At 69.3% G+C, this 25,029-nt stretch carries 23 protein-coding genes; 8 read left to right on the top strand and 15 right to left on the bottom strand.

Features of this window, described 5'->3' with window-relative positions; genetic code table 11:
- The 7 genes from O7608_RS13325 to O7608_RS13295 form a co-directional block, all read right to left on the bottom strand.
- Positions 1-852: an FkbM family methyltransferase gene (locus tag O7608_RS13325; protein WP_289210270.1), complete on the bottom strand. Its 852-nt coding sequence runs from the start codon at positions 850-852 to the stop codon at positions 1-3.
- Positions 843-1,880, bottom strand: coding sequence for an NAD-dependent epimerase/dehydratase family protein (locus O7608_RS13320; RefSeq protein WP_289210269.1), 1,038 nt, complete (start codon positions 1,878-1,880; stop codon positions 843-845). Before O7608_RS13320 ends, O7608_RS13325 begins: the two co-directional genes overlap by 10 nt.
- A complete protein-coding gene (locus O7608_RS13315) occupies positions 1,880-3,181 on the bottom strand; it encodes a nucleotide sugar dehydrogenase (RefSeq protein ID WP_289210268.1) in 1,302 nt (433 codons plus the stop codon). The genes O7608_RS13320 and O7608_RS13315 overlap by 1 nt, the downstream gene beginning before the upstream one ends.
- A gap of 25 nt (positions 3,182-3,206) precedes the next feature.
- Positions 3,207-3,944 (bottom strand): sugar phosphate nucleotidyltransferase, encoded by a 738-nt coding sequence (locus tag O7608_RS13310; RefSeq protein ID WP_289210267.1) that lies wholly within the window; start codon positions 3,942-3,944, stop codon positions 3,207-3,209.
- Positions 3,945-3,957: 13 nt separating this feature from the next.
- On the bottom strand, positions 3,958-5,556 hold the full coding sequence (locus O7608_RS13305; RefSeq protein WP_289210266.1) for a hypothetical protein: 1,599 nt from the start codon (positions 5,554-5,556) through the stop codon (positions 3,958-3,960).
- Complete coding sequence (locus tag O7608_RS13300; RefSeq protein WP_289210265.1) at positions 5,556-7,790, bottom strand: acyltransferase family protein; 2,235 nt, start codon at positions 7,788-7,790, stop codon at positions 5,556-5,558. The genes O7608_RS13305 and O7608_RS13300 overlap by 1 nt, the downstream gene beginning before the upstream one ends.
- A 126-nt stretch (positions 7,791-7,916) precedes the next feature.
- Entirely contained in the window at positions 7,917-8,756 is an 840-nt protein-coding gene (locus tag O7608_RS13295; RefSeq protein ID WP_289210264.1) for an IclR family transcriptional regulator domain-containing protein, read from the bottom strand.
- Between the two features lie 146 nt (positions 8,757-8,902).
- Here O7608_RS13295 and O7608_RS13290 point away from each other — a divergent pair, with 146 nt between their 5' ends.
- From O7608_RS13290 to O7608_RS13275, 4 genes are read left to right on the top strand one after another with little or no spacing between them, the layout of a single operon-like run.
- Complete coding sequence (locus O7608_RS13290) at positions 8,903-9,085, top strand: citrate synthase family protein (RefSeq protein ID WP_289210263.1); 183 nt, start codon at positions 8,903-8,905, stop codon at positions 9,083-9,085.
- A 24-nt stretch (positions 9,086-9,109) separates the two neighbouring features.
- Entirely contained in the window at positions 9,110-9,973 is an 864-nt protein-coding gene (locus O7608_RS13285; protein WP_289210262.1) for a DODA-type extradiol aromatic ring-opening family dioxygenase, read from the top strand.
- An 11-nt stretch (positions 9,974-9,984) separates the two neighbouring features.
- Positions 9,985-10,332, top strand: coding sequence for a hypothetical protein (locus O7608_RS13280; RefSeq protein ID WP_289210261.1), 348 nt, complete (start codon positions 9,985-9,987; stop codon positions 10,330-10,332).
- Complete coding sequence (locus O7608_RS13275) at positions 10,332-11,327, top strand: quinone oxidoreductase family protein (protein WP_289210260.1); 996 nt, start codon at positions 10,332-10,334, stop codon at positions 11,325-11,327. Before O7608_RS13280 ends, O7608_RS13275 begins: the two co-directional genes overlap by 1 nt.
- Before the next feature lie 17 nt (positions 11,328-11,344).
- On the opposite strand, the gene O7608_RS13270 is transcribed toward O7608_RS13275, so the two are convergent.
- The 4 genes from O7608_RS13270 to O7608_RS13255 form a co-directional block, all read right to left on the bottom strand.
- The gene (locus O7608_RS13270) at positions 11,345-12,184 is read right to left on the bottom strand and encodes a maleylpyruvate isomerase family mycothiol-dependent enzyme (RefSeq protein WP_289210259.1); all 840 of its coding nucleotides are present in this window, start codon (positions 12,182-12,184) and stop codon (positions 11,345-11,347) included.
- Between the two features lie 74 nt (positions 12,185-12,258).
- Complete coding sequence (locus tag O7608_RS13265; RefSeq protein WP_289210258.1) at positions 12,259-12,693, bottom strand: hypothetical protein; 435 nt, start codon at positions 12,691-12,693, stop codon at positions 12,259-12,261.
- A complete protein-coding gene (locus tag O7608_RS13260) occupies positions 12,690-13,418 on the bottom strand; it encodes a hypothetical protein (protein ID WP_289210257.1) in 729 nt (242 codons plus the stop codon). Before O7608_RS13260 ends, O7608_RS13265 begins: the two co-directional genes overlap by 4 nt.
- Complete coding sequence (locus O7608_RS13255; RefSeq protein ID WP_289210256.1) at positions 13,415-13,765, bottom strand: hypothetical protein; 351 nt, start codon at positions 13,763-13,765, stop codon at positions 13,415-13,417. Before O7608_RS13255 ends, O7608_RS13260 begins: the two co-directional genes overlap by 4 nt.
- A 224-nt stretch (positions 13,766-13,989) precedes the next feature.
- On the opposite strand from O7608_RS13255, the gene O7608_RS13250 reads away from it, so the two are divergent.
- The 3 genes from O7608_RS13250 (at position 13,990) to O7608_RS13240 (ending at position 15,153) form a co-directional block, all read left to right on the top strand.
- On the top strand, positions 13,990-14,226 hold the full coding sequence (locus O7608_RS13250) for a winged helix-turn-helix domain-containing protein (RefSeq protein WP_289210255.1): 237 nt from the start codon (positions 13,990-13,992) through the stop codon (positions 14,224-14,226).
- 56 nt (positions 14,227-14,282) lie between these two features.
- On the top strand, positions 14,283-14,546 hold the full coding sequence (locus tag O7608_RS13245) for a winged helix-turn-helix domain-containing protein (protein WP_289210254.1): 264 nt from the start codon (positions 14,283-14,285) through the stop codon (positions 14,544-14,546).
- 112 nt (positions 14,547-14,658) lie between these two features.
- Complete coding sequence (locus tag O7608_RS13240) at positions 14,659-15,153, top strand: GNAT family N-acetyltransferase (protein WP_289210253.1); 495 nt, start codon at positions 14,659-14,661, stop codon at positions 15,151-15,153.
- 22 nt (positions 15,154-15,175) lie between these two features.
- On the opposite strand, the gene O7608_RS13235 is transcribed toward O7608_RS13240, so the two are convergent.
- Together O7608_RS13235 and O7608_RS13230 are read right to left on the bottom strand one after the other, a co-directional pair.
- A complete protein-coding gene (locus tag O7608_RS13235; protein WP_289210252.1) occupies positions 15,176-17,170 on the bottom strand; it encodes an ATP-binding protein in 1,995 nt (664 codons plus the stop codon).
- A gap of 114 nt (positions 17,171-17,284) precedes the next feature.
- A complete protein-coding gene (locus O7608_RS13230) occupies positions 17,285-20,716 on the bottom strand; it encodes a DEAD/DEAH box helicase family protein (protein ID WP_289210251.1) in 3,432 nt (1,143 codons plus the stop codon).
- Between the two features lie 281 nt (positions 20,717-20,997).
- Here O7608_RS13230 and tnpC point away from each other — a divergent pair, with 281 nt between their 5' ends.
- Positions 20,998-22,401 (top strand): IS66 family transposase, encoded by a 1,404-nt coding sequence (gene tnpC / locus O7608_RS13225; protein WP_289208516.1) that lies wholly within the window; start codon positions 20,998-21,000, stop codon positions 22,399-22,401.
- Here the strand turns inward: tnpC and O7608_RS13220 are convergent.
- A complete protein-coding gene (locus tag O7608_RS13220) occupies positions 22,398-23,408 on the bottom strand; it encodes a restriction endonuclease subunit S (RefSeq protein ID WP_289210250.1) in 1,011 nt (336 codons plus the stop codon). The genes tnpC and O7608_RS13220 overlap by 4 nt on opposite strands.
- Complete coding sequence (locus tag O7608_RS13215; protein WP_289210249.1) at positions 23,405-24,943, bottom strand: type I restriction-modification system subunit M; 1,539 nt, start codon at positions 24,941-24,943, stop codon at positions 23,405-23,407. Before O7608_RS13215 ends, O7608_RS13220 begins: the two co-directional genes overlap by 4 nt.
- Between the last annotated feature and the right edge of the window lie 86 nt (positions 24,944-25,029).

The raw sequence follows: 25,029 nt of genomic DNA, 5'->3' as shown, positions 1-25,029 counted from the left end.
TCACCTGCCCCGGCTCGCGTACACGTAGTAGGGGATCCACGGCCGGGGGTCGCCGGGCCGGGTGGTGATCGTGTAGCCGGCGGCGCGCAGCAGTGCCTTGACCGGCGCGAAGGTGCGCATCCAGGCGTCGGCGGGGCCGTCGGCCTTGAAGTCGTGGCAGGAGACCACCAGGTTGTCGACGACGTCGAGCACGTCGACGGCGGACCGCAGCACCTCCAGTTCGGCGCCTTCGATGTTCATCTTGAGCAGGTCGACGCGGTCGACGCCGCAGCTGTGCAGGATCTCGTCCAGCCGTCGGCCGACGACCTCGACACCGCCGGCACCCGTGTCGCTGTCGGGCGCGTCGGCGCGGGTGATGCCGTTGCGGATGTGGCCGAGGGTGTCCTCGTCGAGGCGGACCGGGCCGGCCTCGCCGACGACGGCGCACTCCAGCAGGGTCACGTTCGACAACCGGTTCAGTTCGACGGTACGGCGCAGGCAGCGGAAGGTGCGCGGATGCGCCTCGATGCTGAGCACCCGGCCGGTGTCACCGACGGCCCGGGAGAAGATCCGGACCTCCGAGCCGACGCCGGCGCCGATGTCGACGACCGTGCCGCCGGGGCGCGGCTGGTGGGCGTACAGGAAGGTGTCCCGGGTGATCCGGTCCTCCTGCGCGGCGCACGCCCCGCCCAGCGTGGTGTTGACCACGACCCCGCTCGGGTACCGGTGGATCCAGTCCTGGTCCTCGTAGCGCACGACGCACCGCGACCGGGAGCGCAGCGACAGGGCGATCCCGCCCAGACCGGCGATGATCCGCGGATCCACCCGGTCGTCGACCGCGTCGAGGATCCGTCGGCGCAGACTCACCGACATGGCGGCACCTGCTTTCCGGTGTGGTCCGGCCGGACCGGGCCGGTGGCGGCGCGGTGCCCGTGGTCGGGTCGCCAGTGGTCGCGGTACCAGGCGAAGGTGCGGGCGACGCCGTCTTCCAGCCCGACCTGCGGCTCGTAGCCGGTCAGCCGGCGCAGGGTACGCAGGTCGGGGCAGCGCCGGTGCACCGAGCCGGGCGGTGCCGGCTCGGGTTGCAGGCTGGCGTGGCTGCCGGCGGTCCGCAGCACCAGTTTCGCCAGGTCGGCGATGTTGGTCTGCTCGGCGTCGTTGCCGATGTGCACGATCTGCCCGGTCGCGGCCGGGGTGGCCATCAGCCGCAGGACCGCCTCGACCGCGTCGTCGACGTGGCAGAAGGCCCGGTACTGGTCGGCGCCGGGCACCCGGAACGGGTCCTCGCCCCGGATCGCCCGCAGCGCCATCTCCGGCACCACGTGGTCGGCGCCCATCCGGGGCCCGTACACGTTGTGGAACCGGCCGACGACGGCGCCGGCTCCGGCGGCGCGGGCGCCGTGCAGCACGGCGGCCTCGCCGAGCAGTTTGCTGGTGGCGTACGCGAACCGGGGCGCGGTGACGTCGGCCACCATGGCGGGCACGTCCTCACCGGTGGGTACGGCGGCGACGCCGGCGTCGACGGCTCCGGCGTACACCTCGCTGGTGGAGCTGAAGAAGACCCGGTCGGCGGTGGTCAGCCAGTCCATCAGGTGCAGGGCGACCAGCGCGTTGACCCGGACCACCCGGGCCGGGTCGGCTTCGACGTTGCGGACCCCGACGACGGCCGCGAGCAGGTACACCTGGTCGAACCGGTGGGGCAGCGCCGCCCAGGTGCTCGCGCGGGTGAGGTCACCGGTGACCACCTCGACGGCCGGGTCGGCGCAGACCCGGGCCAGTTCGGCGTCGTCGCGGCCCCGGGAGAAGTCGTCGACGACGGTGACGGTGTGTCCGTCGGCGAGCAGCCGACGGGTCAGGTGCAGTCCGATGAAGCCGGCTCCGCCGAGCACGAGCGCGCGCATCACACCAGCTCCCCGGCCGGGCGGTAGCCGATGCCCTCGTAGTGGGCGCCGGCGGCCCGGACCAGCTCCTCGTCGAGGATGCGCCACGAGTCGTAGACCAGCCGGACGCCGGTGCCGGGCAGCAGCGTCGTCACCGGCAGCGCCCGGTAGTCGGGGTGGTCGTTGAGCACCAGCACGGCGTCGGCTTCGCTGAACGCCTTGTCCAGGCTGACCGGGTCGCCGCCGTGTGCCCGGACGACCTCGTCGGTGACGAGTGGGTCGTGGCCGAGTACCCGCAGCCCGGCGCGTTGGAAGACCGGCATCATCGGCACGATCGCCGCGCCCCGCATGTCGTCGGTGGGCGGCCAGCCCTTGTAGGCCCAGCCGAGGACGGCCAGGGTCGCACCGGCGGTGCCGCCGCGCAGTTGCCGCAGCCGCCCGACGACGGTCTCGGCGACCTGCACCGGCAGTTGTTCGTTGCGCTGCCGGGCGGCCGCGACGAGCAGCGGGGTGTGTGCCGGCGCGCTGGCACCGAACAGGTACGGGTCCTTGGTCAGGCAGCTGCCGCCGACGAACCCGGGGCGGGCCAGGTCGGGCCGGGGGTAGTCGTGGTTGGCGGCCCGGACGACCTCCAGCGGGTCGACGCCGTGCGCCCCGGCGAGCAGGGCGATCTCGTTGCCGTAGGCGTAGATCAGGTCGGTGTGGCAGTTGTTCGCGAGCTTCACCAGCTCGGCGGCCTCCAGACTGGAGACCGGGACGACCTGGCGGGCGAGCACCCCGAACAGGGCCACCCCGGCGTTGCGGCTGGCGTCGTCGAGGCCGCCGACGATCTGCGGTAGCTCGGCCAGCTCCCGCATGGCCTGGCCCTGGATGGTGCGTTCCGGGGCCATCACCAGGCGGGCCCGGCCCCAGGCCGCGGTCAGCGCCGGCAGCACGGTCCGCCGGCTGGTGCCGACCGGTACGGTGCTGCGCACCACGACGAGGGTGTCGGGCCCGCACTGGCGGGCGATCTGCGCCGCCGCTGCGGCGATGTTCGTCAGGTCCGGTTGCCGGGTGTCGGCGCGTACCGGCGTCGACACGCAGATGATCGCCGCGTCGAGGCCGGCGGGCAGGTCCGGGTGGATGGACAGCGAGGTGCCGAGGGTCTCGGTCAGCGCGTCGGCCAGGCCCGGTTCGTAGAGGTGCACGCGGCCCTGGGCGAGGGAGTCCCGCACGGTCGGCGAGCTGTCGACGCCGTACACCTCGAAGCCGTTGCGGGCCAGGCCGGCCGCCAGCGTCAGGCCGACGTAGCCCATCCCCACTACTGCGATCCGGTTGAACACGGTCTCTCCTTCGGAATACGGGTGGTCACCGGGGGTCGCGCAACGCCGCCGGCAGCAGGATCGGCGCGAGCGTCGCGAAGGTGCGGTTCGCCTCGTCGTAGTCCTCGGGTCGGCCGATGTCGAGCCAGTAGCCGTCGAAGTCGTAGGCGGCGGGTGGGTCGCCCCGGTCGATGAGGTCGGTCATCAGCCGGTCGAATCCGAGGGCGATACCGACCGGGTACGCCGCGATCGTGGCCTTGCTGAGCCCGTAGACGCCCATGCTGACCCGGTAGTCGAGGACGGGTTTCTCCTTGAACTCGACGACCTTGTCGCCTTCGACGGCCAGCACTCCGAAGTCGACCTCGACCTTGCGGCGGAAGGTCGCGACGGTCACCGGGGCACCGGAGTCGACGTGGGCGCGCAGCAGGTCGGCGTAGTTCAGGTTGGTCAGGATGTCGCCGTTCATCACGAGGAACCGGTCCGGTAGCCGGTCGCGCAGCCCGAACAGCGGGCCGACGGTGGACAGCGGGGTCCGTTCCTCGGCGTAGTCGACGTGCAGGCCGAACCGGGTGCCGTCGCCGACGAAGGCCCGGATCAACGAACCGTGGTGGTTGATGGCCAGTGTCGCGGTGCGGAAGCCGTACGCGGCGAGTTGATGCAGGACGATTTCCAGGATCGCGAAGTCGTCCCCGATCGGCACCAGTGGTTTCGGCAGCGCGGTGGTGTACGGCCGCAGGCGGACGCCTTTGCCGCCCGCCATGATCACGGCATGCATGTCATCCATGGCGCACCCTCCGTCACGATTTGATTGCATTTGAGGCTAACACTCGCTTAGAGGCATAATGTCCAACTTTGGGATTGTCGACCCCTGTCGCCGGCCGCCGGGCCAGCGCGCAGAACACCACCACCGTCAACGGCAGCACCTCGCCGACGTAGAACGCGAGGATGTTGTCCAGGTCGGCCGTCACCAGGATGACCGTGACCGCACCCAGCGGTACGCAGAGCAGCTTCGGCGTGAGCTGCGACGACCGCCTCGCCCAGCGGTGGTAGCGGCGGGCGAACCGCAGGAACAGCCCGAGGACGGCGAACGACGCCAGCGCACCGGCCGGACCGAAGTTCAGGGTCGCCTCGCCGGTGATCCCGAAGACCCGCTCGGAGCGCAGCCCCGACTCGTACACCCCGGGCCCGTACAACGCGTTGGTGCCGACCTGGGACTTGTCCCGCAGGTCGGCGTCGCCCAGGGTGCCGGGCACCAGGGACAGCGGTGCGGCCAGATAGGTGCTGCCGAGACTCCAGCCGGCCGCGTCGGTGCGTTCCCGGTCCAGCAGCAACGCCTGGATGTCGGCCCGGCCGAAGTCCCCCAGCAGCACCATCGGCAGACCCCGCCCGGTCGTCTCGGAGACCTCCTCGACGGTCCGGGTGCCCTTGGCGATGTCCATCACCTCGACGCCGGCACCCTTGTAGAGCCCGTAGCCGTAGACGAAGACGACGACCACGGCCGCCGAGGCGAAGAAGGCCTTGCGGGTGATCGGGACGACCACCAGGTGGATCAGGACCAGGCCCAGCACCAGCGGCCACAGCACGCTCGACCGGCTGCCCCGCAGCCCACTCACCGCGAACTGGACGACGACCAGCCCCACCAGCAGCAGCACCACGAGGCCGGTGCGCTGCCGCAGCACCCCACGCCAGCGCACCGCCACCAGACAGAACAGCAACAGCGGGAAGGACTCACTGAGCAGCAGCAGCCAGCCCAGTCCGGCCAGCGCCTGCCGGTCCTGGGTCATCGCCGTGAGGAAGCCCGCCGGCCCGCCGAGCAGGGTCACCAGGGCCGCGAACGCCAGCAGACCCACCGCGACCGCCGCCACCGCGAACCGCTGGAACCGCACCTCGTCGAAGCTCAGGAACCGCATCCCGCCATGCCGCTGGACCTTGACCTCGGCGCGGCGGCCGGCCGGGGCCGACACGATCGCCCGGTAACCGGCCAGGCCGACCGCGTTCAGCAGCGCCATCGCGCCCAGCGCGGCCCGCCAGTCCGGTGTGGATGGAAACAGCAGCGGTGGCCAGAAGTCGAGCGTGACGTGCAGAATCGGGGCAAGGTAGTAGAAATGAAGGCCGAAGAGGCCGAGAATCGCCTGCGGGTCGAACACGTCGCGTCGGCGCAGCAACCACTCGACCGCGTCCACCCCGATCAGCACCCCGCACACGGTGACCGGGATGAGAAACCAGTGCTGCAGCAGTGGATTCGTCGCGGCCAGCGCCACACTGGTCGCCGGGACCAGTACGGCGGCCAGCAGCCAGCTGACGCCCGGGGCGTCGGCGGGGCCACCAGCCGGCCGACCGGCGCACGACGCGGCAGGCGCCCCGGCGGGAGCGGGTCTCGCCTCGATCGCCGCCACTAGGCGCCCAGCCGGCCGATCCGCTCGTCCAGCACCCGCCAGAGCAGCCGCGAGTAGGTGGCCGAGATGTGGTTGCCGTCGCGCAGAGTGACGACGTTGCCGACCAGCGCCGGGCAGACCGTCGTGGTGCAGAACCAGGGCGTCGGGTCGACGACCAGCACGCCGTGCCCGGCTACGGCGTCGGCGGTCAACTGGCGACGACGCGGCTCCAGCACCACGTCGTCGACGGCACCGTGGCAGGTACGGGCGTCGTCGAGATGGACGGCGAGACAGTCGACGACGGTCGGGGGCAGCCACGGCACGTCGCCGATGAACACCACCTGGCTGCCGTGGGAGCGCAGTTCCGCCACCGTACCGGCCCAGCCGTCCGCCCAGACCTGGTCACGGTCGGTGAAGACGCCGACCGGGTCGCCGAAGGTGTAGTTGGTCGAGGAGGTGACCACCATTGCCGGCCGCAGCTCGCGGATCCGGTCCAGCGCCCGGTCCCGCCACTGGACACATTCGTCGTACGGGCGGTTCACCGAGTCGAGGCGAAAGCGGACCGAGGCGGCGCTGCAGAAGCCCTTGACCATGACGATCAACCGCCAGCCACGGGCGGTCACCAGCTCACGCAGGGCGGGGAACCAACTGCCGGCGTGCGAGTCGCCGAACAGCACGACGGTGTGGGCCGCCGTCGGGTCGCCGTACCCGCAGGGGTGGTCGGTGCCGGTGTCGGTGATCTTCAGGACCACGCAGCCGTCCTGGAACACCGTCGGGATGTCCGCGGTGACCTGCGGCAACGGCGGTGTCAGATTCGCCGGTACGGCCGGTGCGGCGACGCTGGCGGCGACCAGCCGGCGAAGGTCGCGCTCCACGTCGGTCGACGCGGACAGCACGGCCGCGGTGTCGACCGGGGCACCGGTGCCGGCCACGGTCGGGCGGACCAGCACCGCCGACACCGCCACGGCCACGGCGGCCGCCGACGCCACCGCGGCCAGCCCGATGGTCCGCCAGGGACGCACCGCCAGCACCCGGGCGCGGCGCAGCGGGTCCTCGACGAGCCGGTACGTCACCACGGCGGCGAGCAGCGCACCGGCCACCAGGGCCAGGTTCTGCCAGGGTATCGCGGTGCCGCCGAGCAGCGCCGCGCCGATCACCAGGAACGGCCAGTGCCACAGGTACCACGAGTAGGACAGCCGACCGGTCCACTGCAACGGTGTCCGGCCGAGCAGCCCCACGGCTCCCCCGGTGTGCGGGACACTCCCGGCCGCGATCACCAACGCGGTGCCGGCCACCGGCAGCAGTGCGGCGTACCCGGGGAACCGGGTGGCACCGTCGAACAGCAGCGCCGCCGCCACCACGGCGGCCAGGCCGACCCAGGTCAGGCCGGCGGCCAGCCGGGCCGGGATCCGCGCGACGGTCGGCAGGCCGAGCGCGAGCAGCGCGCCGGCGAGCAGTTCCCAGGCCCGGGCCGGCGAGCCGAAGTAGGCGTACCCGGGTGAGTGGGCGGTCAGCCACACGCCGAGCATGAAGGACGCCCCGGCCAGTGTGCCGACGACGCCGAGCACGACCGGCAGGCCGGCGTGACCGCCGGCCATCGGGCCGGCAGCACGCCGGCGCCGGGCCCACAGCAGCAGGACGATCAGCAGCAGCGGCCAGCACAGGTAGAACTGCTCCTCCACGGCGAGCGACCAGTAGTGCTCCAGCGGCGACTCGCGGCGCATCGAGTCGAGGTAGTCGACACTGTTGCGGGCGAGCAGGAAGTTCACGCAGTATGCGACGCTGGCGACCGCCTGGGTGGCGATCCACTGCAGTTGCAGCGGCAGCCACCACCAGGATGCGATCAGGGTGGCGCTGAGGACGACCATGGCGGCGGGCAGCAGACGCCGGGCCCGCCGGGCGTAGAAGCCCAGGATCGACACCGAGCCGGTGTTGGCGAACTCGCGCAGCAGCACGGTGGTGACCACGAAACCGGAGATGACGTAGAAGACGTCGACGCCGACGTAGCCGCCGCCGAACAGCGGCACCTTGGCGTGGTAGGCGACGACGAGCGCGACGGCGACCGCGCGCATCCCTTCGATGTCCCGGCGGAATCCGCCGGTGGGTCCGCGGTGGTCGGTCGTCGGCCGGGCGGTGTCCACTGCGGAGTTTTCACGACCGGCCGCGGCCGGGCGGACCACGGTCGACGCTGGCGCGGCTACGGCCACTCGCGGCTCGCTCGTGGCCAGCTCGGCACTGGTCATTGCGCTGCGCACCCACTCTCCGAACCCCGACAGGTACGGACAGTTCTATCAGCGCCTTTCCGAACAAGAGCGATGTTTACCGAAAAAAGGGCACAATCGGACCAAAGCCGCCCAGGAGTCGACGGTACGGTCGGCCGGTCAGCCGTGCACGGGCTGGGCGGCGAACTGCCGTACGGTCGACATCGGTACGGCGGCCAGCAACGCCCAGTCGTGACTGATGTCGGCGGCGGTGCTGAGCAACTTCGGCAGATACTCGCCGAGCAGCTGCTCCATCGAGGTCTCGGCGGCGTACACGGTCACGTTCACCGCCGCGACCACCCGGCCGTCGCCGTCGCGTACCCCGGTGGCGACCGACCGGATCCCGGCGGCCAGGTCCTGGTCGGCGGCGGCCCAGCCCCGGGCGCGGACCTCGCGCAGCACCTGGTCGAGCTCGGCGCGCTCCGGCTGCCAGCGTGGGGAGATGCCGGAGCGACCCGGATGGGCCAGTACGGCGGTCAGCTCCTCGTCGTCGAGCGCGGCCAGCAGCACCTTGCCCATCGAGGTCGCCACAGCCGGGAACCGGGTGCCGATGGTCACCGCCAGGGTGACGATCTTCGGCACGGCGACCCGGGACACGTAGACGATGTCACTGCCGTCGAGCTGCGCCATCGACGTCGACTCGCCGGTCTGCCCGACCAGGCGCTGCATGTGCGGGCGGGCCACGTCCCAGATGCTCAACGCGTTGACGTACGCCATGCCCAGCTCCAGCACCCGGGGGGTGAGCGCGAAACCCCGGTCGGCGGCGCTGCGCACGTACCCCAGCTCCTCGAGGGTGAGCAGGATCCGCCGTACGGTCGGGCGGGCCAGCCAGGTCGCGGCGGCGATCTCGCTCAACGTCATCGTTGGCCGGCCGGGCCGGAAGCAGCGCAGCACGTCGAGCCCCCGGGCCAGCGCCTCGATGAAGTCGGCACCGGCTTCACGTCCGGCTTTCCGCGCCATGGCGACCCTCCGCTGCCGGTGACCCGGCGGGTGACACCCCGGCCGGGGACGGCCCGGCGGACGGGTGTCCGCCGGGGGTTGTCCAGAGAGTCGGCCGGGTCCACCCGCAGGTCCTCGGCCGCACCCTGCCGCTCAACGGCGCCGGGGTGTGCGGTGCCGCGCTGGCCGACCTGGACCTGCCGGTCGACCTGCTGCGCGGCTTCGCCCTGCTGGCCCGCACCGCCGGGCTGCTCGGCCACCTCGCCGAGGAACGCCGCAACCCGCTCGGCATGGAGATCTACCGCACCGTCGACCGCAACGCCCGCTACGTCCCCCCTGCCACCGCCTGATCCCAACTCTTGGAAGGAGCGGCCATGGCCAGCATCGTCGCGGTCATCGCCTCCACACACCACCCGTTCTACTACCGGGCCACCACCGCCACCGGCGAGGACCGGCCACCCTTCGCCGACGAGTGGCAGCGCAAGATCCTCGCCTTCCGGGAGACCCTCACCAAGGCCAACCCGGACGCGCTGGTGATGGTCGGCTCCGACCACTTCTACCAGCTGTGGCTGGACAACATGCCGCAGTTCCTGGTCGGCAAGGCGCCGTTCTACGACGCCAACTGGTACAACGAGGAACGCGAGTTCGGCCTGCCCCGGATGCTGCTCAAAGGCCAGGAGGACCTGTCCGGGCACCTGCTGCGGGCCGGCCTGGACGCCGGCTTCGACCTGGCGTTCAGCAACGAACTGCGGATCGACCACAGCATCACCTGCCCGATCATCACCCTGCGGCCCGAGGCCGACCTGCCGATCGTGCCGATCTACACCAACATCTTCGCCCCGCCGCTGCCGCAGCCGAAACGCTTCGTGCAGCTCGGCGAGGCGATCCGGGACATCGTCGAATCCTGGCCGAGCCACCTGCGGGTGGCGGTCATCGGCACCGGCCACCTGTCGCTGGAGCTCGGCGGGCCGCGCCAGTTCGGCCCGCACGGCCCGGACCCGGATTTAGACCAGCGGGCGGTGGAGTGGATCGCCAACGGCGACCTGGACGGCTGCCTCGCCGAAGTGACGCTCGACAGCCTGCACTCCCCCGGCAACGCCACCCACGGCTTCATGGACTTCATGCTGATGATAGGCGTCGCCGGTGCCGGGGCGAAGGCACACCACGTCGACACCCTCGATCTGTTCCACACCATGGAGGCCTACTTCACCTGGTACCCGAACGGAGCGCCGGCATGAGCAAGTAACTTGTGGACAAGTTCCTCTACACCGTCGACCGGGACCCGGAGCTCGTCGAGCGCTACCGGTCCGAGCCAGCCGAATTCGTCACCTGGTGGGAGGCGGAGCGGGCGAACTCCGTACTGAACTGTCACACCGGTGAGGCCAGCACCTGGCTGCGCTTCACCGACGACGAACGCGACGCCCTCGCAGCCCACGACCACGTCCGGCTGTTCGAGCTGGGCGCGCACCCGTTCCTGACGTTGACCCTGTTCATCGCCATGTTCGAACGCGACCACGACGAGCCGTTGGCCTACCAGAAGCAGTACGGGCTGCGGCTGGCCCACTTCGCGTTGCCGTACCCGGACATCGCCACCTGATGAGCATGTCGGAATCGATGCCCACGACCGGCATGATGTCGGCGGCCGTGCTCACCGGGTACGGCGAACCACCGGTCGTGCAGCGCCGGCCCCGGCCGAGACCCGCCGCCGGGCAGGTCCTGGTCCGGGTCGACGCCGCGCCGATCACCCCGCTGGACCTGCTCTGCGCCTCCGGCAGCTCCTACCTGGGCGCGCCGGCCCTGCCGTACGTACCCGGGGTGCAGGGCGTCGGCACCCTCGCCGACGGCTCCGGCGTGTGGTTCCCGACCCGCGCCGGGATGGCACCGGGCGACGGCGGCCTCGCCGGGTACGCCGCCGTGGCCGTCGCCGACCTGGTGCCGCTGCCCGACGGAGTGGACCACCGGCTGATCGCCGCGCTCGGCTACTCGGCGATCGCCGCCTGGTCGGCGTTGACCATGCGGGGTGGGCTGCGCCCCGGCGAGGACGTGCTGGTCCTCGGGGCCAGCGGCACCGTCGGGCAGGCCGGGGTGCAGCTCGCCCGGCTGGTCGGCGCCCGGCGGGTGATCGCCGCCGCCCGGTCGGCCGCGGCCGCCGAGCGGCTGCGCGACCTGGGTGCCGACGCGGTGGTGCCGCTGCGCGCCGACGACGACGTACCCGGTCTGGCCGACCGGCTGCGTGATGCCGCCGGCGGACCGGTCGACCTGGTCCTCGACCCGCTGTTCGGGGTGCCGGCGGCGGCCTCGCTACGGGTGCTGCGCCCCGGTGGCCGGCTGGTCAACCTGGGTGGTTCGGCCGGGGCGACCGCCCCGTTCGAATCGGCCACGCTACGCGGCGGCGCGCTGCGCGTACTCGGCTACAGCAACAACGAGCTGACGGCGCAGCAGCGGGCGGCGGCGCTGGCCGCGATCGCCGGGCACGCCCACGCCGGCCGGTTGACCGTCGACCACCAGGTACGGCCGCTCGACGAGGTGGCCGCCGCCTGGCAGGCCCAGGCCGACGGGTCGGCCGGCGCCCGGATCGTCATCACCCCGTAGGTACCACCTGTGCCACATCAGACCCTGGTCTGCTCGACCGGGCTGGTGAAGAAGGTGGCCAGGTGGGTCAGGGCGGTCCGCGGCGCGTCGGGCATGATGTCGAGCACGGCGGCCGAGCCGCGCCCGGCCAGCGCGTCGGTCACCTCGGCGGCGGACGGGCCGGCCGCCGGCGCCGAGGTGACGGTGAGCGTCACCGCGTCCCGGGCTTCCAGCTCGAAGATGCCGCCGCCGTCGCCGCCGAGCTCGAGGCGGTGGCTGACCTGGTCACCGAACTGTCGCGCGACCGCCGCCGCGATGAGCAGCCCGTACGCCGTCGCGTAGCCGGTCGCCCCGTTCTTGGTCGGGCGGTCGACGCCGAGGGCCAGGAAGATGTCCCGTTCGTGCAGCCACGAGTCCCACAGGACGTGCAGCACCAGCACCGTCCAGTCCATCGGCCCGAACGGCAGAACGACGTCGAACCGCTCGCCGCGGGCCAGCCGGCCCCGCGCCACGGCGAGGACCTCGTCGGTCGTCGCGGCGAGCCGGTCGACGGTGGCGGCGGGCGGCTCACCGGCAGACGCCGTGAGCCACCGGTTCGGGGTGACCCGAGGGTCGAACCCGGCCGTCATGTCGAGGGTGCGGTCGCCGGGGTCGGCGGCGATCGCGCGGGTGACGTCGCACATGTGCCGTACCGTGTCGTGCACGGACCAGCCGGGGCAGCGGGTCGGCGAGGACCACTCCGGCGACCCGAAGCCGCGCAGGTCGTCGAGGAGCTGCCGCCGCTGGTCGGCGACGGCGTCGAGCAGACGGGCCGGCTGGAGTTCACATTCGCCGGGAGTCTGCAGCAGCATGGTGGAGGTCGGGTTGGTCGCTGTCATCGCCCATCCTCGAATCGGTTACGGAAAAGCGTATTCCGGTCAGTCCATCAAGGAACAATCGTCGAGGTGGATGCCTAGTCGCTGGACGGCACGACAGCCATCATCGCGTCGACCTGACACAGCAGCGCGTCGTAGCCGGCCGGGCTGGGCTGCTCATCGCTGACCAGGGCGACGGTCAGCAGCGTCTGCACGGTGACGTTCTCGGCGGTGGCCGGCAGCGTGTCGTGCCCGCCGAGCGCGGCAAGCAGCAGATTCTCCGCAACCGTCGGGTCGACCAGGGTGCGCTCGGGGTCGAACCGCTCCCGGACACTGGCCACGAACCGGATCACCGCCCCGTGGTCGTCGTCACGGCGGAACCGCCGGTCGACGCAGAGCACGAACAGCCCGCTGAGCAGGTCAAGATAGTGCTGGCGGTCGGCGTCGGTGAACCGCTGGACCCGCCGGTCGTGGGCACCCACCTGCCCGGCCATCAGGAAGGTCAGCGCCGCTACCGGTTCGCTGGCCGTCACCGCCCCACCTCCCGCTTCACGTTGTTCCACAGTTCTTGGCGGAACAACTGCCAGCGGGTCCGGAACCGCAGGTGCCGCCGGTGCGCGGCGACCACCGTCGCCGCCATCCGGGTGCCGACGGCGACGGCGTCACCGTTCGGGCCGGCCATCGGCCGCACCGCCGCCAGCCGGGCGGTCCGCGCGGCCGGCGGATCGGCACCGGTGTCGAGGGCGTCAAGGTAGCGGTCGAGCGCCCCGCTACCGAGGTCGAGGCTGATCTCGACGTCACGCAGCCGCCCCAGTGCGGCGGTCAGCCGGTCGGCGGTCGCCTGCGCGGGCGGGTGGTCGCTGCGGCGCAGCCGGTCGGCGGCGTACCCGAGTCGGTGCCGCAGCTGCGGCAGCTGGGCGGCAGCGTGCGCGGCGTGGTGGCGCGCGGTCCGCAGGCCGTACAGAATGGACGCGACCGCGACCGGCCGGCCACCCGGCAGCTGCGGGCGGCCGTCCGCGACGGCGTCGAGGACGTCGCCGTACGCCTCCCACGCCTCGTGCAACGCGGCCTGGTAGCGGTCGGTGGCCAGGCACGCGTCCGGGTGCCGGCCGCCGTCGAGCTGCTCCTCGGCGTGCGTGACTGCCGTCTCCATCGCCAGGGCGACGGCCCGCAGCACGTCGATCGTGTCAGCGGCCGCCTGCAACGCCTGTCCGTCAGCGTTCTCGTTCTGCTCAGCTGGCGCGTCGGTGTCGCTCATGCCGACCGCCGCCACCAGGTGAACCGCGCCTGGCCGGCGTGGGTGGTCCGGGTCGGGACGAGCGGGCGCGGGTCGAGCAGGGTCGCGCCGGGCCGGCGGAACGGCAGCCGGTGGTAGCGGGCCAGGGCCGCTTCGGCGGCGGCCAGGTCGGCGCAGGGGCCGGGCCGTCCGCAGCCCAGACAACACCCGTTGTACGCCGAGGTGGTGTGCACGTCGACGGCCTGCTGCGCGGCCATCACCACCTTCCGGGCGTACGCCGTGTAGACGGTGCCGCTGGCGGTGGTCGCCACCTGTGGGTCGAGCTGCTGTTCGGGCTGGGCGGGGATGGATAGGGGGTCGGATGTCACCGTTCGGTGCCTCCCGTTCAGGGCGTGGAGAGGGCGCACCTGGTCAGCCGGCTGGCGGGCCGGCTGACCAGGCTCCTTGCGGGAAAACCAGCTCCGGGTTTGCAGACCAGGGAGCCGGGCTGAACTTTGTCATACTAGTCTGTACAAGTCAACTCCCTACTAGTCTCTACTTGTCTGACCAGGGCTCGGCGTGATCAAATGGCGGCGCAGACCAGGGAGCCCAGATGCCCGCCAAACCAAAGTGGGCGCTGATCGCCGATCACGTCCGTGAGCAGATCGCGTCCGGCCAGCTCAGTCCCGGCGACAAGCTGCCCTCGACCGCCGAGATGCGTGCCGAGTACGGCGTCTCTGCCGGAGTCGTTCGCCACGCCATCCTCGTCTTGCAGATGGAACGCCTGGTCCAGGGCGTACATGGGCTTGGGGTGTTCGTCGCCGACCGCGACGAGGCCGCCGGCTCGTAGGTGGCGCTGGCGCACCAGGCTGCTGCCATGAGGAGGGGCCGCCTCCGGGAGGGTCGATGACGGTTGCACCTCAGTGGGAGCAGGTAGCGGACGACATCCGCGCGCAGATCGAGTCCGGTGAACTCCGTCCCGGCGATCGGCTGCCGCCCACCGACCAGTTGCGCGAACGTCATCGGGTCGCCGCCTCGGTCGTCCGCCAAGCGATCCTCGCCCTGCAGGCAGAGGGTGTTGTCCGAGGCGTACCCGGGGTGGGAGTGTTCGTCGTCGACCGCGTTGCCGACCACGAGGGAACCGTCATTGTTCTTAAACCGCCGGTGTGACGACAATGGCGGTTCCCTCGATGCAGTCGACGCCCGGTTCGGCGGCCGGCGATAGGCTGCGCTGATGCAAGATCCAACGCAACCGTCGACGCAGCTGCCTGCGCATCCGCAGGTGCGACGCGCGACTTTCGCCGACGCACCCGCCCTGGTGCGACTCCGAGCGGTCATGCTGCAGGACATGGGCGCGCCGGTCGGCGACGAGTCGGCAGCTTGGCGCTCGGCGGCCCTCGACTGGTTCTCCCGGTCACTCGGCGACCCGGAGATGTTCGCGGCGTTCGTGGTCGACGACCCGCAGCACGGCATCATCAGCGGTGCCGTCGGCCTCTGCGACCGGCACGCCCCCTCCCCTGGCAACCCGGGCGGGCTGCGCGGGCACCTGTTCAACGTGTGCACCGAGCCGGACCATCGGGGCCGCGGCTACGCCCGCGACTGTCTCAAGGCGCTGCTGGACTGGTTCGCCACCGACACCACGGTCAGCGTCGTCGACCTGAACGCCACGGCGGGCAGCGGAACCCTGTACCAGTCGATGGGCTTCGCCCCGGCCCGTCACCCGGCGTTGCAGCTACGCCGCGACCAGATGAGAATCCCAGCACCACCGGCCGGCTGAACCCCGGTCCTCGCGGCCAACCCTATGGGAGAGGCTCGGCTGGCGCGTCGGTCGGTCGCCGCTGCTTGGGCGTCGCGGAGCTCGATCCGGCTGCGCCCAGCTTCATGACGCTCGGCAGCAACTGCTGGTGCACCCGGTTGAGATAGCTCAGCCCAGCATCCTCGTCGGAGTTGCTGGCGAGCGATTGCTGGATGTACCGATGTCTGTGCTCAGCATCAGCCAACACCTCGGCCCACGTCCGAACATGGACCCGGAACTTCGGTGCCACCAGTGCGCAGCCTCGAGGATTGCCGGGTGTGTCGAGCTTTCGCTTGACATATGAATCGTAGTCGTTGCCGATCAACCAAAAATCCCACGATATTCCTGGCTGACTGAACTGGTCATCATCGGTGATCGCTATAGCGTACGCTTCGATTTGGTCCAGCTCTTCTTTACCGAGAGTAACCGATGGACGCTTGAGTTCGACAACCAGGTACTCGCGACTCTTGGAGTAGGAGGAAGCGCTGCCCGACATCACAAGGTCCGGGATCAACAGCTGCCCGTCCTCCCGGGATTGAGGAATGACGTCATCGTAGGCAACATCCTCGCCGAGCAGATTCAGGTGCTTGACGAGGACGCGCCGGAGCGCCTCATCACTTGCCATCAGCGTCCATTCGTCGCCAAATATCCAAGCCTCGCGTTCGAGGATCTTGTGTAGTTGGCGCCGCTCAGTAGTGGCCTTCTTCGACTCGTGGTCGAACACCATGGACCGGAGACCAGAGATGAAGTCGAGACGATCCAAGACGCTGTGCGTGGTGGTGATGATACTTTCGAGCGTGGTCCGCTCAAACAGCGCGGCCATCTCCTCCGCACGCTCTTCGGGTAGCCGCAGCACTTCGAGCATGATCTTGTGTACGGCCGACGGATCGGTCTCGACCGCGACACGCAACATCCGCATGCTGAATCGTCGCTGCTCGACGTTCATTTTCGTGAGTAATGGGGTTGCGGCAGTCGCCATGATGTCGAATGCCTTCTGGATGACCTGCTCAGACGCGGTCGTCGGCTCCGATTTGTACGGGTATGACTGCTCCAGCTTCCAATCGTCGACGACCTGCATCTGACGCTCACGGGACCGCTGCTCTATCTGTTCGGCGATCGCCTGTCGGCCAGCCTCGAACACCCGCGCGCCCACGTCTTCGCCACCCAGAATCGCTAGGCTCGCGCTGGTGTCCGGACCCTTGAAGCCATCCCAGCAGATATGACCAGTAAAGAGAATGTCACGTGCCCTGAGATCTGCCGGAACATCAAGAAGAGCCGCCCCGTTAGAGTCACACAGGTAGACGCGCTGAATGCCCTTCATCTTGCGCTTCCACTCAATGAACGTTACCGTGACCGGCTCAGTCAGGCCCTCGACGTCGACGAGCACATCCACTGGGGGAAGATGACTTGACGAAGGGTCGATACTAACGCCCCGGATCTCAATTTCAACTTTCGGATACTGCCGGAGATAAAGAGCAAACTCAGCAGCAAGAAGGTCGGCAAGATCTGGCCGATTCAGCTCTTTGTCTGCTGCGGGAGTTACGTTCGCGATCCGCAGCATCGTCCCAGTAGGTCCGAGACAGGACACCGGTTCGCTGATCTCGTAGTTACGGGGATCAGTGCCCGTGAGCTCGACCTGAATAGCCGCGACGGCCCCATCAGCCTGCTGGGCAACCGACTCCCAACGGGCGGACAGCCCGAGACCAAGAAGGTCATACCGCCCCTGCCCGCGCTGACCATGGACGGTGCGACCGTTGTGGGTCCGCGCATCGATGCGCCGCTTCCAGGAGTCCCCGTACTCTCCGAACCCCTTGCTGGCACGTTCCCGGTTCATTCCCTCACCGTCGTCTGTGACGATGATCGTGTGGATTGCTTCGAGCGCGTCGAACTCAAAGTCGATCTTGACGTGATCGGCACCGACGTCGAGAGCGTTCCAGATCGCCTCCGCCAAGGCCTTGACTGGAGCCCGTCTGGAGTCCGTAAGGATGCGTTCGCTCATCTCAACCGGTCTGGTTGCCATGCGCTCAGTCAAACACCCTCGATCTACTGATTCAAGGCGGCACTCGGTCAGTCACAGCCGATTCCAATCCCTCCGGCGACTCCGGCTGCAAGGTCAGGCGACGTCGGTCTCCGGCTCGGCCGCTCTCGCCTTCACCGTACGCAGGATGCTGACCAGCTTGTCGACGTCCGCCGACGGGAAGACCGAATCCGGTCCGGCCGGCGCCAGCTCGGTGAACGGCGACTCGTAGAGCCGGCTCGGCTCCATCACCCCATTCTGGGTCAGGTGCTCGATCATGATGTTGACGAAGTCGAGCTGCCCGGCGTCCAGGTTGCGGCCGGCGGTGAACTCGTCGAACGCTTCGGTGGCGGCCTGCCGGTCCAGCCCGACGAGGGAGCGCAGGAACAGTCCGAGGCCGTTGGCCCGCCGCCGGGCCTGGGCGATCTCCTGTTCACTGCCGCCGCAGTCGACCAGCATCCGTTCCAGCTCGGCCAGGTCGGTCGGCGACAGCTGCCGGTTACGCCGCAACTTCTGCAACGCCACATGGTCCTCGTGGGTCCGCAGGTGCACCCGTACCTTCTCCCGGAACCGCTCGAAGTCGGTGCCGACGTCGAGACCGGTCAGGCGTACCTCGGTCACGTCGTTGATCTTGTCTTCGAAGTCGGTGTAGACGATCGCCCGCTTCGACTTTTCGACCAGCTTGACCAGCGACCGGACCCGTCGCCGCAGCCCTTCCAGCATCGGCAGGGTGACATCGCGCCACCACTCCTCGGCGGCGACCTGGTCGAGCAGCTCCACCTCGGCGCGGATCGCCGGGATGTTCGTCTGCTCCAGCAGCGCGGCGGCGATCGCCTGCACATCGGCCTTGATCCGGTCGAAGCGGCCGCCGGCACCGAGTCGGGCGAGTTGCAGCCGCAGGATCATCAGGTCGAACCGTTTGGCTTCCTCGTCACCGGTCGGGCGCACTTCGCTCGGCAACCGAGCCTGCTCGTGGCTGATCTCCTCCGACGACTCCGGCGTCAGCCGCTGCCAGCTCGCCGGGTCGGCGTACCGCTCGACGGCCTGCCGGTGTGGGCGGACCAGGAAGTTCTCCAGCCGCATACCGGCGACCAGGCCGCGCAGCTCGTTCGCGACGTCCCAGCGCAGCCCGACTTCGCTGCGGGTGCCGTCGCCGTCGATGACCGTGCCGGCGGGCAGCCGCTGGTCGAGCTGGCTGATCAGCTCGACCTTCGCCTTGAAGATCCGCTCACTGAGCGACGCGGCCGTGGACCCCTCGGTACGGGTGGGTGACTGGCCGAAGTACTCGAAGTTCTCGCAGAAGTCGAAGACCAGGAAGTCCTTCTTGTGCTGGCCGGGGCCGAACAGGTCGTTGCACAGCCGGGTGCCTCGGCCGATCATCTGCCAAAACTTCGTCTTCGACCGCACCTGCTTGAAGAAGACCAGGTTGACGACCTCCGGCACGTCGATGCCGGTGTCCATCATGTCGACCGAGATGGCGATGTGCGGTGCCTTGTCCGGAGTGCCGAACGAGTCGATGAGGCTCTGTGCGTACCGGTCCTTGTGCAGCACGACCCGGGCGAACTCGCCGCGCAGCTGCGGGTAGCTGGCGTTGAACCGGTCGGCGATGAACTCGGCGTGCCGGGTGTTCTTGGCGAAGATGATGGTCTTGCCGATCCGGTCGCCGCCGGCCACCCGGTGCCCCCGGGTCATCAGCAGTTCGAGGACCTTGTCGACGGTGTCGGCGTTGAACAGCCACTGGTTGATGGCCTGCGCGTCGACCCGGTCCGGTGCCTCCTCCTCACCCCACTCCAGCTCGTCCCACTTCTCCTTCTCGTGCTCGGGAAGGTCGTCGTAGCGGATGCCGTGGCGCGGATAGCGGATCGCGACGGAGACGGCGCGCGGCGGGACCAGGTAACCCTCGCGGATCGCGTCCTGCAGGCCGTACGCGTCGGTCGGCACGCCGTTCTCCAGGTTGAACAGGCGGTACGTGTTGCGGTCGACCTCGTCCTTCGGGGTGGCGGTCAGCCCGACCAGCAGCGAGTCGAAGTAGTCGAAGATGGCGCCGTACTTCTGGTAGACCGACCGGTGCGCCTCGTCGATGATCACCAGGTCGAAGTAGCCCGGCCCGAACCGTCGGCTGCCGCCCTCGTCCAGCTCGTTGATCAGACCCATCATCGTGGGGTACGTGGCGACGTAGACGCGGCCGTCGGTGCGGTTACGGTCCTGCGACAGGTTCACCGTCACCGTGTCCGGCAGGTGCGTCTTGAAGGCGTTCGTCGCCTGCTGCACCAGCGCCAACCGGTCGGCGAGGAACAGCACCCGCTTGATCCAGTTGGCCCGCTGCAGCAGGTCGACCAGGGCGATCGTGGTGCGGGTCTTGCCGGCCCCGGTGGCCATCACCACCAGCGCCTTACGCTGGCCGTCGACCTCGAACGTGTCGGCGATCCGGCGGATCGCCCGCTGCTGGTAGTGCCGGTTGACGATCCCCCAATCGATCGACGTGTCGGCCAGCCGCTGCCGGCTCGACCGGCGCTGGATCAGCAGGTCAAGCTGATCCTTGGTGTAGAAACCCTGGACCTTGCGGTACGGGTACCTGACGTCGTCCCAGAGCCAGATCTCATAGCCGTTGGTGTAGAAGATCACCGGCCGCCGGCCGTACATCCGCTCCAGCGCGTCGGCGTACAGCTGGGCCTGGTTCTGGCCGTCGATGGCGTGCCGCCGGGCGCTCTTGGCCTCGACGATCGCCAGCGGCCGGTCGTCGTCTCCCCACAGGACATAGTCGACGTAGCCGATGCCGGTCTGGTTCGGCATGCCGCTGACCTGGAACTCGATGTCCCGTGCCTGATCCAGCGCCCAACCTGCCTCGTGCAGCAGCAGGTCGATGAACAGGTCCCGGGTCTGCTGCTCGTTGTAGTCGTGGGTGTCCGGCACCCTGCTGTTGCGCGCCTTGGCGGCGGCGACCTGCCGGCGGAGTTCCTTGACCTGCTCGTCGAGGTCACCGTCGAGCTCGGCGGCGGCTTCGCGCTCCTCGCGCTCTTCCTGCGCGGCGAGCTGGTCGGCGAGGGCACGCAGCTCGGCACGGGTCTTGGCCTGACGCACCTGCGGCCTCGGCAGCAGCGCTTCGTCGAAGACGAGGCTGCTCGACGGCACGGCGGCCTGGTCGCGGGTGTAGGTGCGGGCCAGCCAGTACATCAGGTGGAACAGCTCCTGGCAGACCACGAGCGCGTCCCGGTCACTGACCCGGCGGCTCTCGTGGACCGCCGTGTTGCCCTGCCGCCGGATAATCTCCATCTTGGCGTGCAGGTGCTCACCGACCAGGTTCTTCAGCGCCGGCTCCGCGATCCGCGCCGCGAGCTGACCCCGGTACGGCCGGCCCAGCGCCTCATCGGCCCGGTACAGCCACTTCACCAGGTGTTCGAGGCAGCGCCGAGCATAGAAGCAGGCGTAGCGGGGGTCTGCGAACGTGTGCTGCTCGACCCGCTGCGCCTCGTCGAACAGGTCGGGCCACTCAGCCCGCAGGAAGGCGAAGTTGCTGGCCGCCGTCACAGCTCCCCCCGAAACGCCCGGTGCTGCAACGACGCAAACAACGCATCCAACTCCCCCAACGCCCTCCGCTGCACCACCTTGGCAGTCTCAATCGAAGAGATAGCGCTCGCGAATTCCCGCTGAAGATCCAAGGGAGGAACCTCGACAGCCACAGTGGCCAGGTTGCCCTTTGAGATGTTCGGCATAGATCCAGCCGAACCAGATGCAAGATCTTGGGTGACTGGATAGGTTCCTGATCCCGGTGATGCTGTCTGCTGTGGAGGCTGGTAGGTTGACCAGCCATGCCCGCCGATCCGCCGCCGTCGTATGACGAGTTGTTGGCGTTGAACGCCGGGCTGGCCGCACGGCTGGAGCAGGCGCTGACGCGGATCGCTGAGCTTGAGGCCCGGTTGAAGCAGTCGTCGAGCAACTCGTCGAAACCGCCGTCGAGCGACGGGCTGGCCAAACCGGCGCCGAAGTCGCTGCGGGGCCGTTCGGGTCGCCGGCCGGGCCGCCCCACCGGGGGCGAGGGCACCACCCTGTCCCAGGTGGCCGATCCGGACGTGATCGTCCGGCACGTGCCGGACATCTGTGGCGGCTGCGGTGACGGCCTGACCGACCCCGCCGAGGTGACGGTCACCCGCCGGCAGGTGTTCGACATCCCCCAGCCCCGGGTCGTGGTGACCGAGCACCAGATCGTCACCGTCGCCTGCCCGTGCGGGCACCACACCACCGCCGCGACACCCGCCGGGGCCACCGCGCCCGCCGCCTACGGACCACGGATCGCCGCGATCGGCGTCTACCTGCTCCACGGACAGTTCCTGTCCATCGGCCGCACCGCCGACGCGATCCGTGACCTGTTCGGCCTGCCCGTCGCGCCAGCCACCATCACCGCCTGGGTCACCCGCACCGCCCTCGGCGTCATCGACACGGTGCTCCCCGTCATCCGCGACCGCATCAAGAACGCGCCGGTCGCGCACTTCGACGAGACCGGCATACGCGTCGACGGCCGCCTCGCCTGGCTGCACTCCGCCTCCACACCCACCGACGTGTTCCTCACCGTGCACCGCCGGCGCGGCACCGCCGCAATGGACGACGCCGGCGTGCTACCCGGATACACCGGCACCGCCGTGCACGACGCGTGGGCCCCGTACGACACCTACACCACCGCCCGGCACGCCCTGTGCAACGCCCACGTGCTGCGGGAACTGGTCTACGTGGTCGACACCGCCACCGGGCAGGTCGCCGACCTCGCCGGCCAGGCCATCGACGCCCTGCGGCACCTGAACCGCCTGACGGTCACGGCCCGCGCCGACGGCTGCGAACCCGACCCGGCCGACCTCGCCGAACAGACCCACCTGCTGCGCTCGGCCGTCGTGCTCGGCGCCGCAGCCACCGCCACCCGCACCGACAAGCTGCACCGCAAGTACCACGCCCTGTTCGTGCGACTACGGGACCGACGCGCCGACTACCTGCGGTTCCTCACCGACCCGGCCGTGCCGTTCGACAACAACCCGGCCGAGCGGACCATCCGCATGCCGAAACTCCGGATCAAGGTCTCCGGCAGCATGCGCACCATGACCGGAGCCGAACACTTCGCCGCGATCCGCAGCTACGCCGCCACCGCCACCCGACACGGCATCAACATGCTCGACGCACTCACCCGAGCCGCCGCCGGCAGCCCCTGGATCCCCACAACCGCCTAACCCACCTCGCGCGCTTGCGGTATTCCAAGGTCCCACGCACCTATCCAGTCACGATCTTGGACGGTCCGCCTCTTCGGTGGATAACTGAGCAATGCATGAAGATACTCCGCTACGACAGGGGCTTCCTCCTTCAGCTCAAGCCGAAACATCAAGTCAGGCATCAGCCGCCGCACCGGGGTAGACCGCACAAGAACACAGGCAGCAACCAGATCTCTCGTATTCTTACGCGAAAATAGGATGTCACCAGCACGCACCTCGTCTTCAGCGCGTGGCGCGACGGTTACCGGAAGCGCCTTGTTCTCGGCAGGTCGGAACTCACCGCTTGTCACAGCCCCCAGTTTGAGCACAGCCCACTCACCCTCAGAAGCCGGCCGATCGAGACAGATCGGGCTACGCCCACTATGAATCCTTTCGACCAAGGCACCAAGCGCCACCCTCTTCCATGATCGGTCATTCAAGATCGGATCGCCGAACATGTGAACAAAGGCGGCAGTGCGCGCCGCACCCAACAGACCGAGAGCAGCGCGACGCTTAGCGCGCAGGGTATCGACGCGGTCCAGCACGTCCGCGATCCGCCACTGCTCAGCCAAACCAGGAACCGGCACCTCCATCTCGCCAATGTCCTGTCGATTCACCTGCTTAAATGTCGCGCCCTTACCCTTAGCTGAAAGCTCAGGGGCACACCACGTTAGCCAGTGCCAGAGATAGCGGGAGTCAACTTCTTCCGCAGGAGTCAGACCAGCGACTCCACGACCCAACGCATAGATTCGATCACTCCAAACCTTCGCGCCGATTGACGCCCGCACGCCGAGGATGATCTGCCCTCGCTGAGAAAGCTTGGCGGCATGCTTCGTGAACTTCTTGACTACTGGGCGGTCACCTTCGAAGTCGCCGGGACCTGCCACCAGCGGCCAACCCAACCCATCGAGGTTGTAACCCTCACCCGGTGGCGCCTGTCCCATCACGATCGAACAGACTTCGTCCAGCCTTTTCGTAGCCCACGTCACAGCAGCCCCTTGAGGTCGGCGAGGCCCTGCCGGATCTCGGATTCGAGGCGTTCGAGTTCGGCGATGATCTCGGCTGGTGGCCGGTGCTCGACCTCCTCGTGCACGATCTCCTTGTAGCGGTTGAGGCTCAGGTCGTAGTCCTGGGCGACGATGTCGTCCTTCGGCACGCAGAAGGACTGCTCGGTGCGCGCCCGCTCCCGCTCTGCACCGTCGCGCTGCTTCCAGCGGGCCAGCACGTCCGGCAGGTTGTTCTTGGCGTGCTCCTCAGCGGTCAGCGCCTCGGCCGGCACCGGGCCGAGCTTCGCCTCCGGCAGCAGCGGGCCACGCTTGTCGTCGAGGCTCCAACCGTCGGCCTTCACCTCGTAGAACCAGACGTTGCCCGTACCGCCGCTGTTGGTCTTGGTGAAGAACAGGATCGCGGTCGACACCCCGGCGTACGGCTTGAAGACCCCGCCGGGAAGCTTGACCACCGCGTCGAGCTTCTGGTCCTCGACCAGCATGCGGCGCAGCTCCTTGTGTGCCTTGCTGGAGCCGAAGAGCACCCCGTCGGGCACGACTACCGCCGCCTGGCCGCCGTTGCGCAGCAGCCGCAGGAACAGCGCCAGGAACAGCAGCTCGGTCTTCTTCGTCTTGACGGTCTGCTGCAGGATCCGCGAGGTGCGCTCGTAGTCGAGGCTGCCGGCGAACGGCGGGTTGGCCAGGATCACCGAGTACGCGTCGGTCTCGTCGCTGACGTCGTCACCGAGCGAGTCCCGGTAGTCGATGGCCGGGTTCTCCACCCCGTGCAGCAGCATGTTCATGCTGCCGACCCGCAGCATGGTGTTGTCGAAGTCGAAGCCGTGGAACATGTCCTGGTGGAAGTGGCCACGTAGCACCGGGTCGTGCAGCGCGGCCGGATGCCGCCGGCGGATGTACTCGACCGCGCCGACCAGGAAGCCGGCGGTGCCGCAGGCCGGGTCGCAGATGCGATCCTTCGGGCCGGGCTCGACCATCTCGACCATCAGGTTGATGATGTGCCGGGGCGTCCGGAACTGGCCGTTGTGCCCAGCCGTCGCGATCTTGCTGAGCATGTATTCGTACAGGTCACCCTTGGTGTCCCGGTCATCCATCGGGATGTCGTCGATCATGTCGACGACCCGCCCGAGCAGCGCCGGGTTCGGGATGGTGAAGCGGGCGTCCTTCATGTGCCGCGAGTACGCCGACCCGTCGCCACCCAGGGTGCGCAGGAACGGGAAGACGTGCTCGCCGACGATCTCGTACATCTTTCGCGGGTCGCCAAGGCCCGTGAAGTACGACCAGCGCAGCTCGCTGTACGGGCGACCGAGCGGGTCGTCGCCGTCGGGGTAGATGTGCCGAACCCCGTCGGGGCCGAGACGCTGCGCCCGGTTGTCGGCGAGCTTCTGCAACTCGTCGAGACGGCGGATGAACAGCAGATACGTGATCTGCTCGATCACTTCGAGGGGGTTGGAGATACCGCCCGACCAGAAGGCGTCCCAGATGCGGTCGATCTTGCTCTTCAGTTCACCAGTGATCACGGAGTCATGTCCCAAGGGGCTGAGTGGTGGTGGACACGGAACCGTTTAGATTCAGCCACGTCCCGACTTGCCACAAGGGATTGTGG

Origin of the sequence: Solwaraspora sp. WMMA2056, from assembly GCF_030345095.1 — a bacterium.
Taxonomy (GTDB): Bacteria; Actinomycetota; Actinomycetes; order Mycobacteriales; family Micromonosporaceae; genus Micromonospora_E.
The sequence above is the reverse complement of the archived record's forward strand: the minus strand, read 5'-3'. Positions and strand labels throughout refer to the sequence as shown.

Bases quoted from the DNA above. Each gene is read 5' to 3' on its own strand.
- O7608_RS13325 (WP_289210270.1), bottom strand. From the start codon at position 852: ATGTCGGTGAGTCTGCGCCGACGGATCCTCGACGCGGTCGACGACCGG.
- O7608_RS13320 (WP_289210269.1), bottom strand. From the start codon at position 1,880: ATGCGCGCGCTCGTGCTCGGCGGAGCCGGCTTCATCGGACTGCACCTG.
- O7608_RS13310 (WP_289210267.1), bottom strand. From the start codon at position 3,944: ATGGATGACATGCATGCCGTGATCATGGCGGGCGGCAAAGGCGTCCGC.
- O7608_RS13295 (WP_289210264.1), bottom strand. From the start codon at position 8,756: ATGGCGCGGAAAGCCGGACGTGAAGCCGGTGCCGACTTCATCGAGGCG.
- O7608_RS13285 (WP_289210262.1), top strand. From the start codon at position 9,110: ATGGCCAGCATCGTCGCGGTCATCGCCTCCACACACCACCCGTTCTAC.
- O7608_RS13275 (WP_289210260.1), top strand. From the start codon at position 10,332: ATGAGCATGTCGGAATCGATGCCCACGACCGGCATGATGTCGGCGGCC.
- O7608_RS13270 (WP_289210259.1), bottom strand. From the start codon at position 12,184: ATGACAGCGACCAACCCGACCTCCACCATGCTGCTGCAGACTCCCGGC.
- O7608_RS13260 (WP_289210257.1), bottom strand. From the start codon at position 13,418: ATGAGCGACACCGACGCGCCAGCTGAGCAGAACGAGAACGCTGACGGA.
- O7608_RS13250 (WP_289210255.1), top strand. From the start codon at position 13,990: ATGCCCGCCAAACCAAAGTGGGCGCTGATCGCCGATCACGTCCGTGAG.
- O7608_RS13245 (WP_289210254.1), top strand. From the start codon at position 14,283: ATGACGGTTGCACCTCAGTGGGAGCAGGTAGCGGACGACATCCGCGCG.
- O7608_RS13235 (WP_289210252.1), bottom strand. From the start codon at position 17,170: ATGAGCGAACGCATCCTTACGGACTCCAGACGGGCTCCAGTCAAGGCC.
- tnpC (WP_289208516.1), top strand. From the start codon at position 20,998: ATGCCCGCCGATCCGCCGCCGTCGTATGACGAGTTGTTGGCGTTGAAC.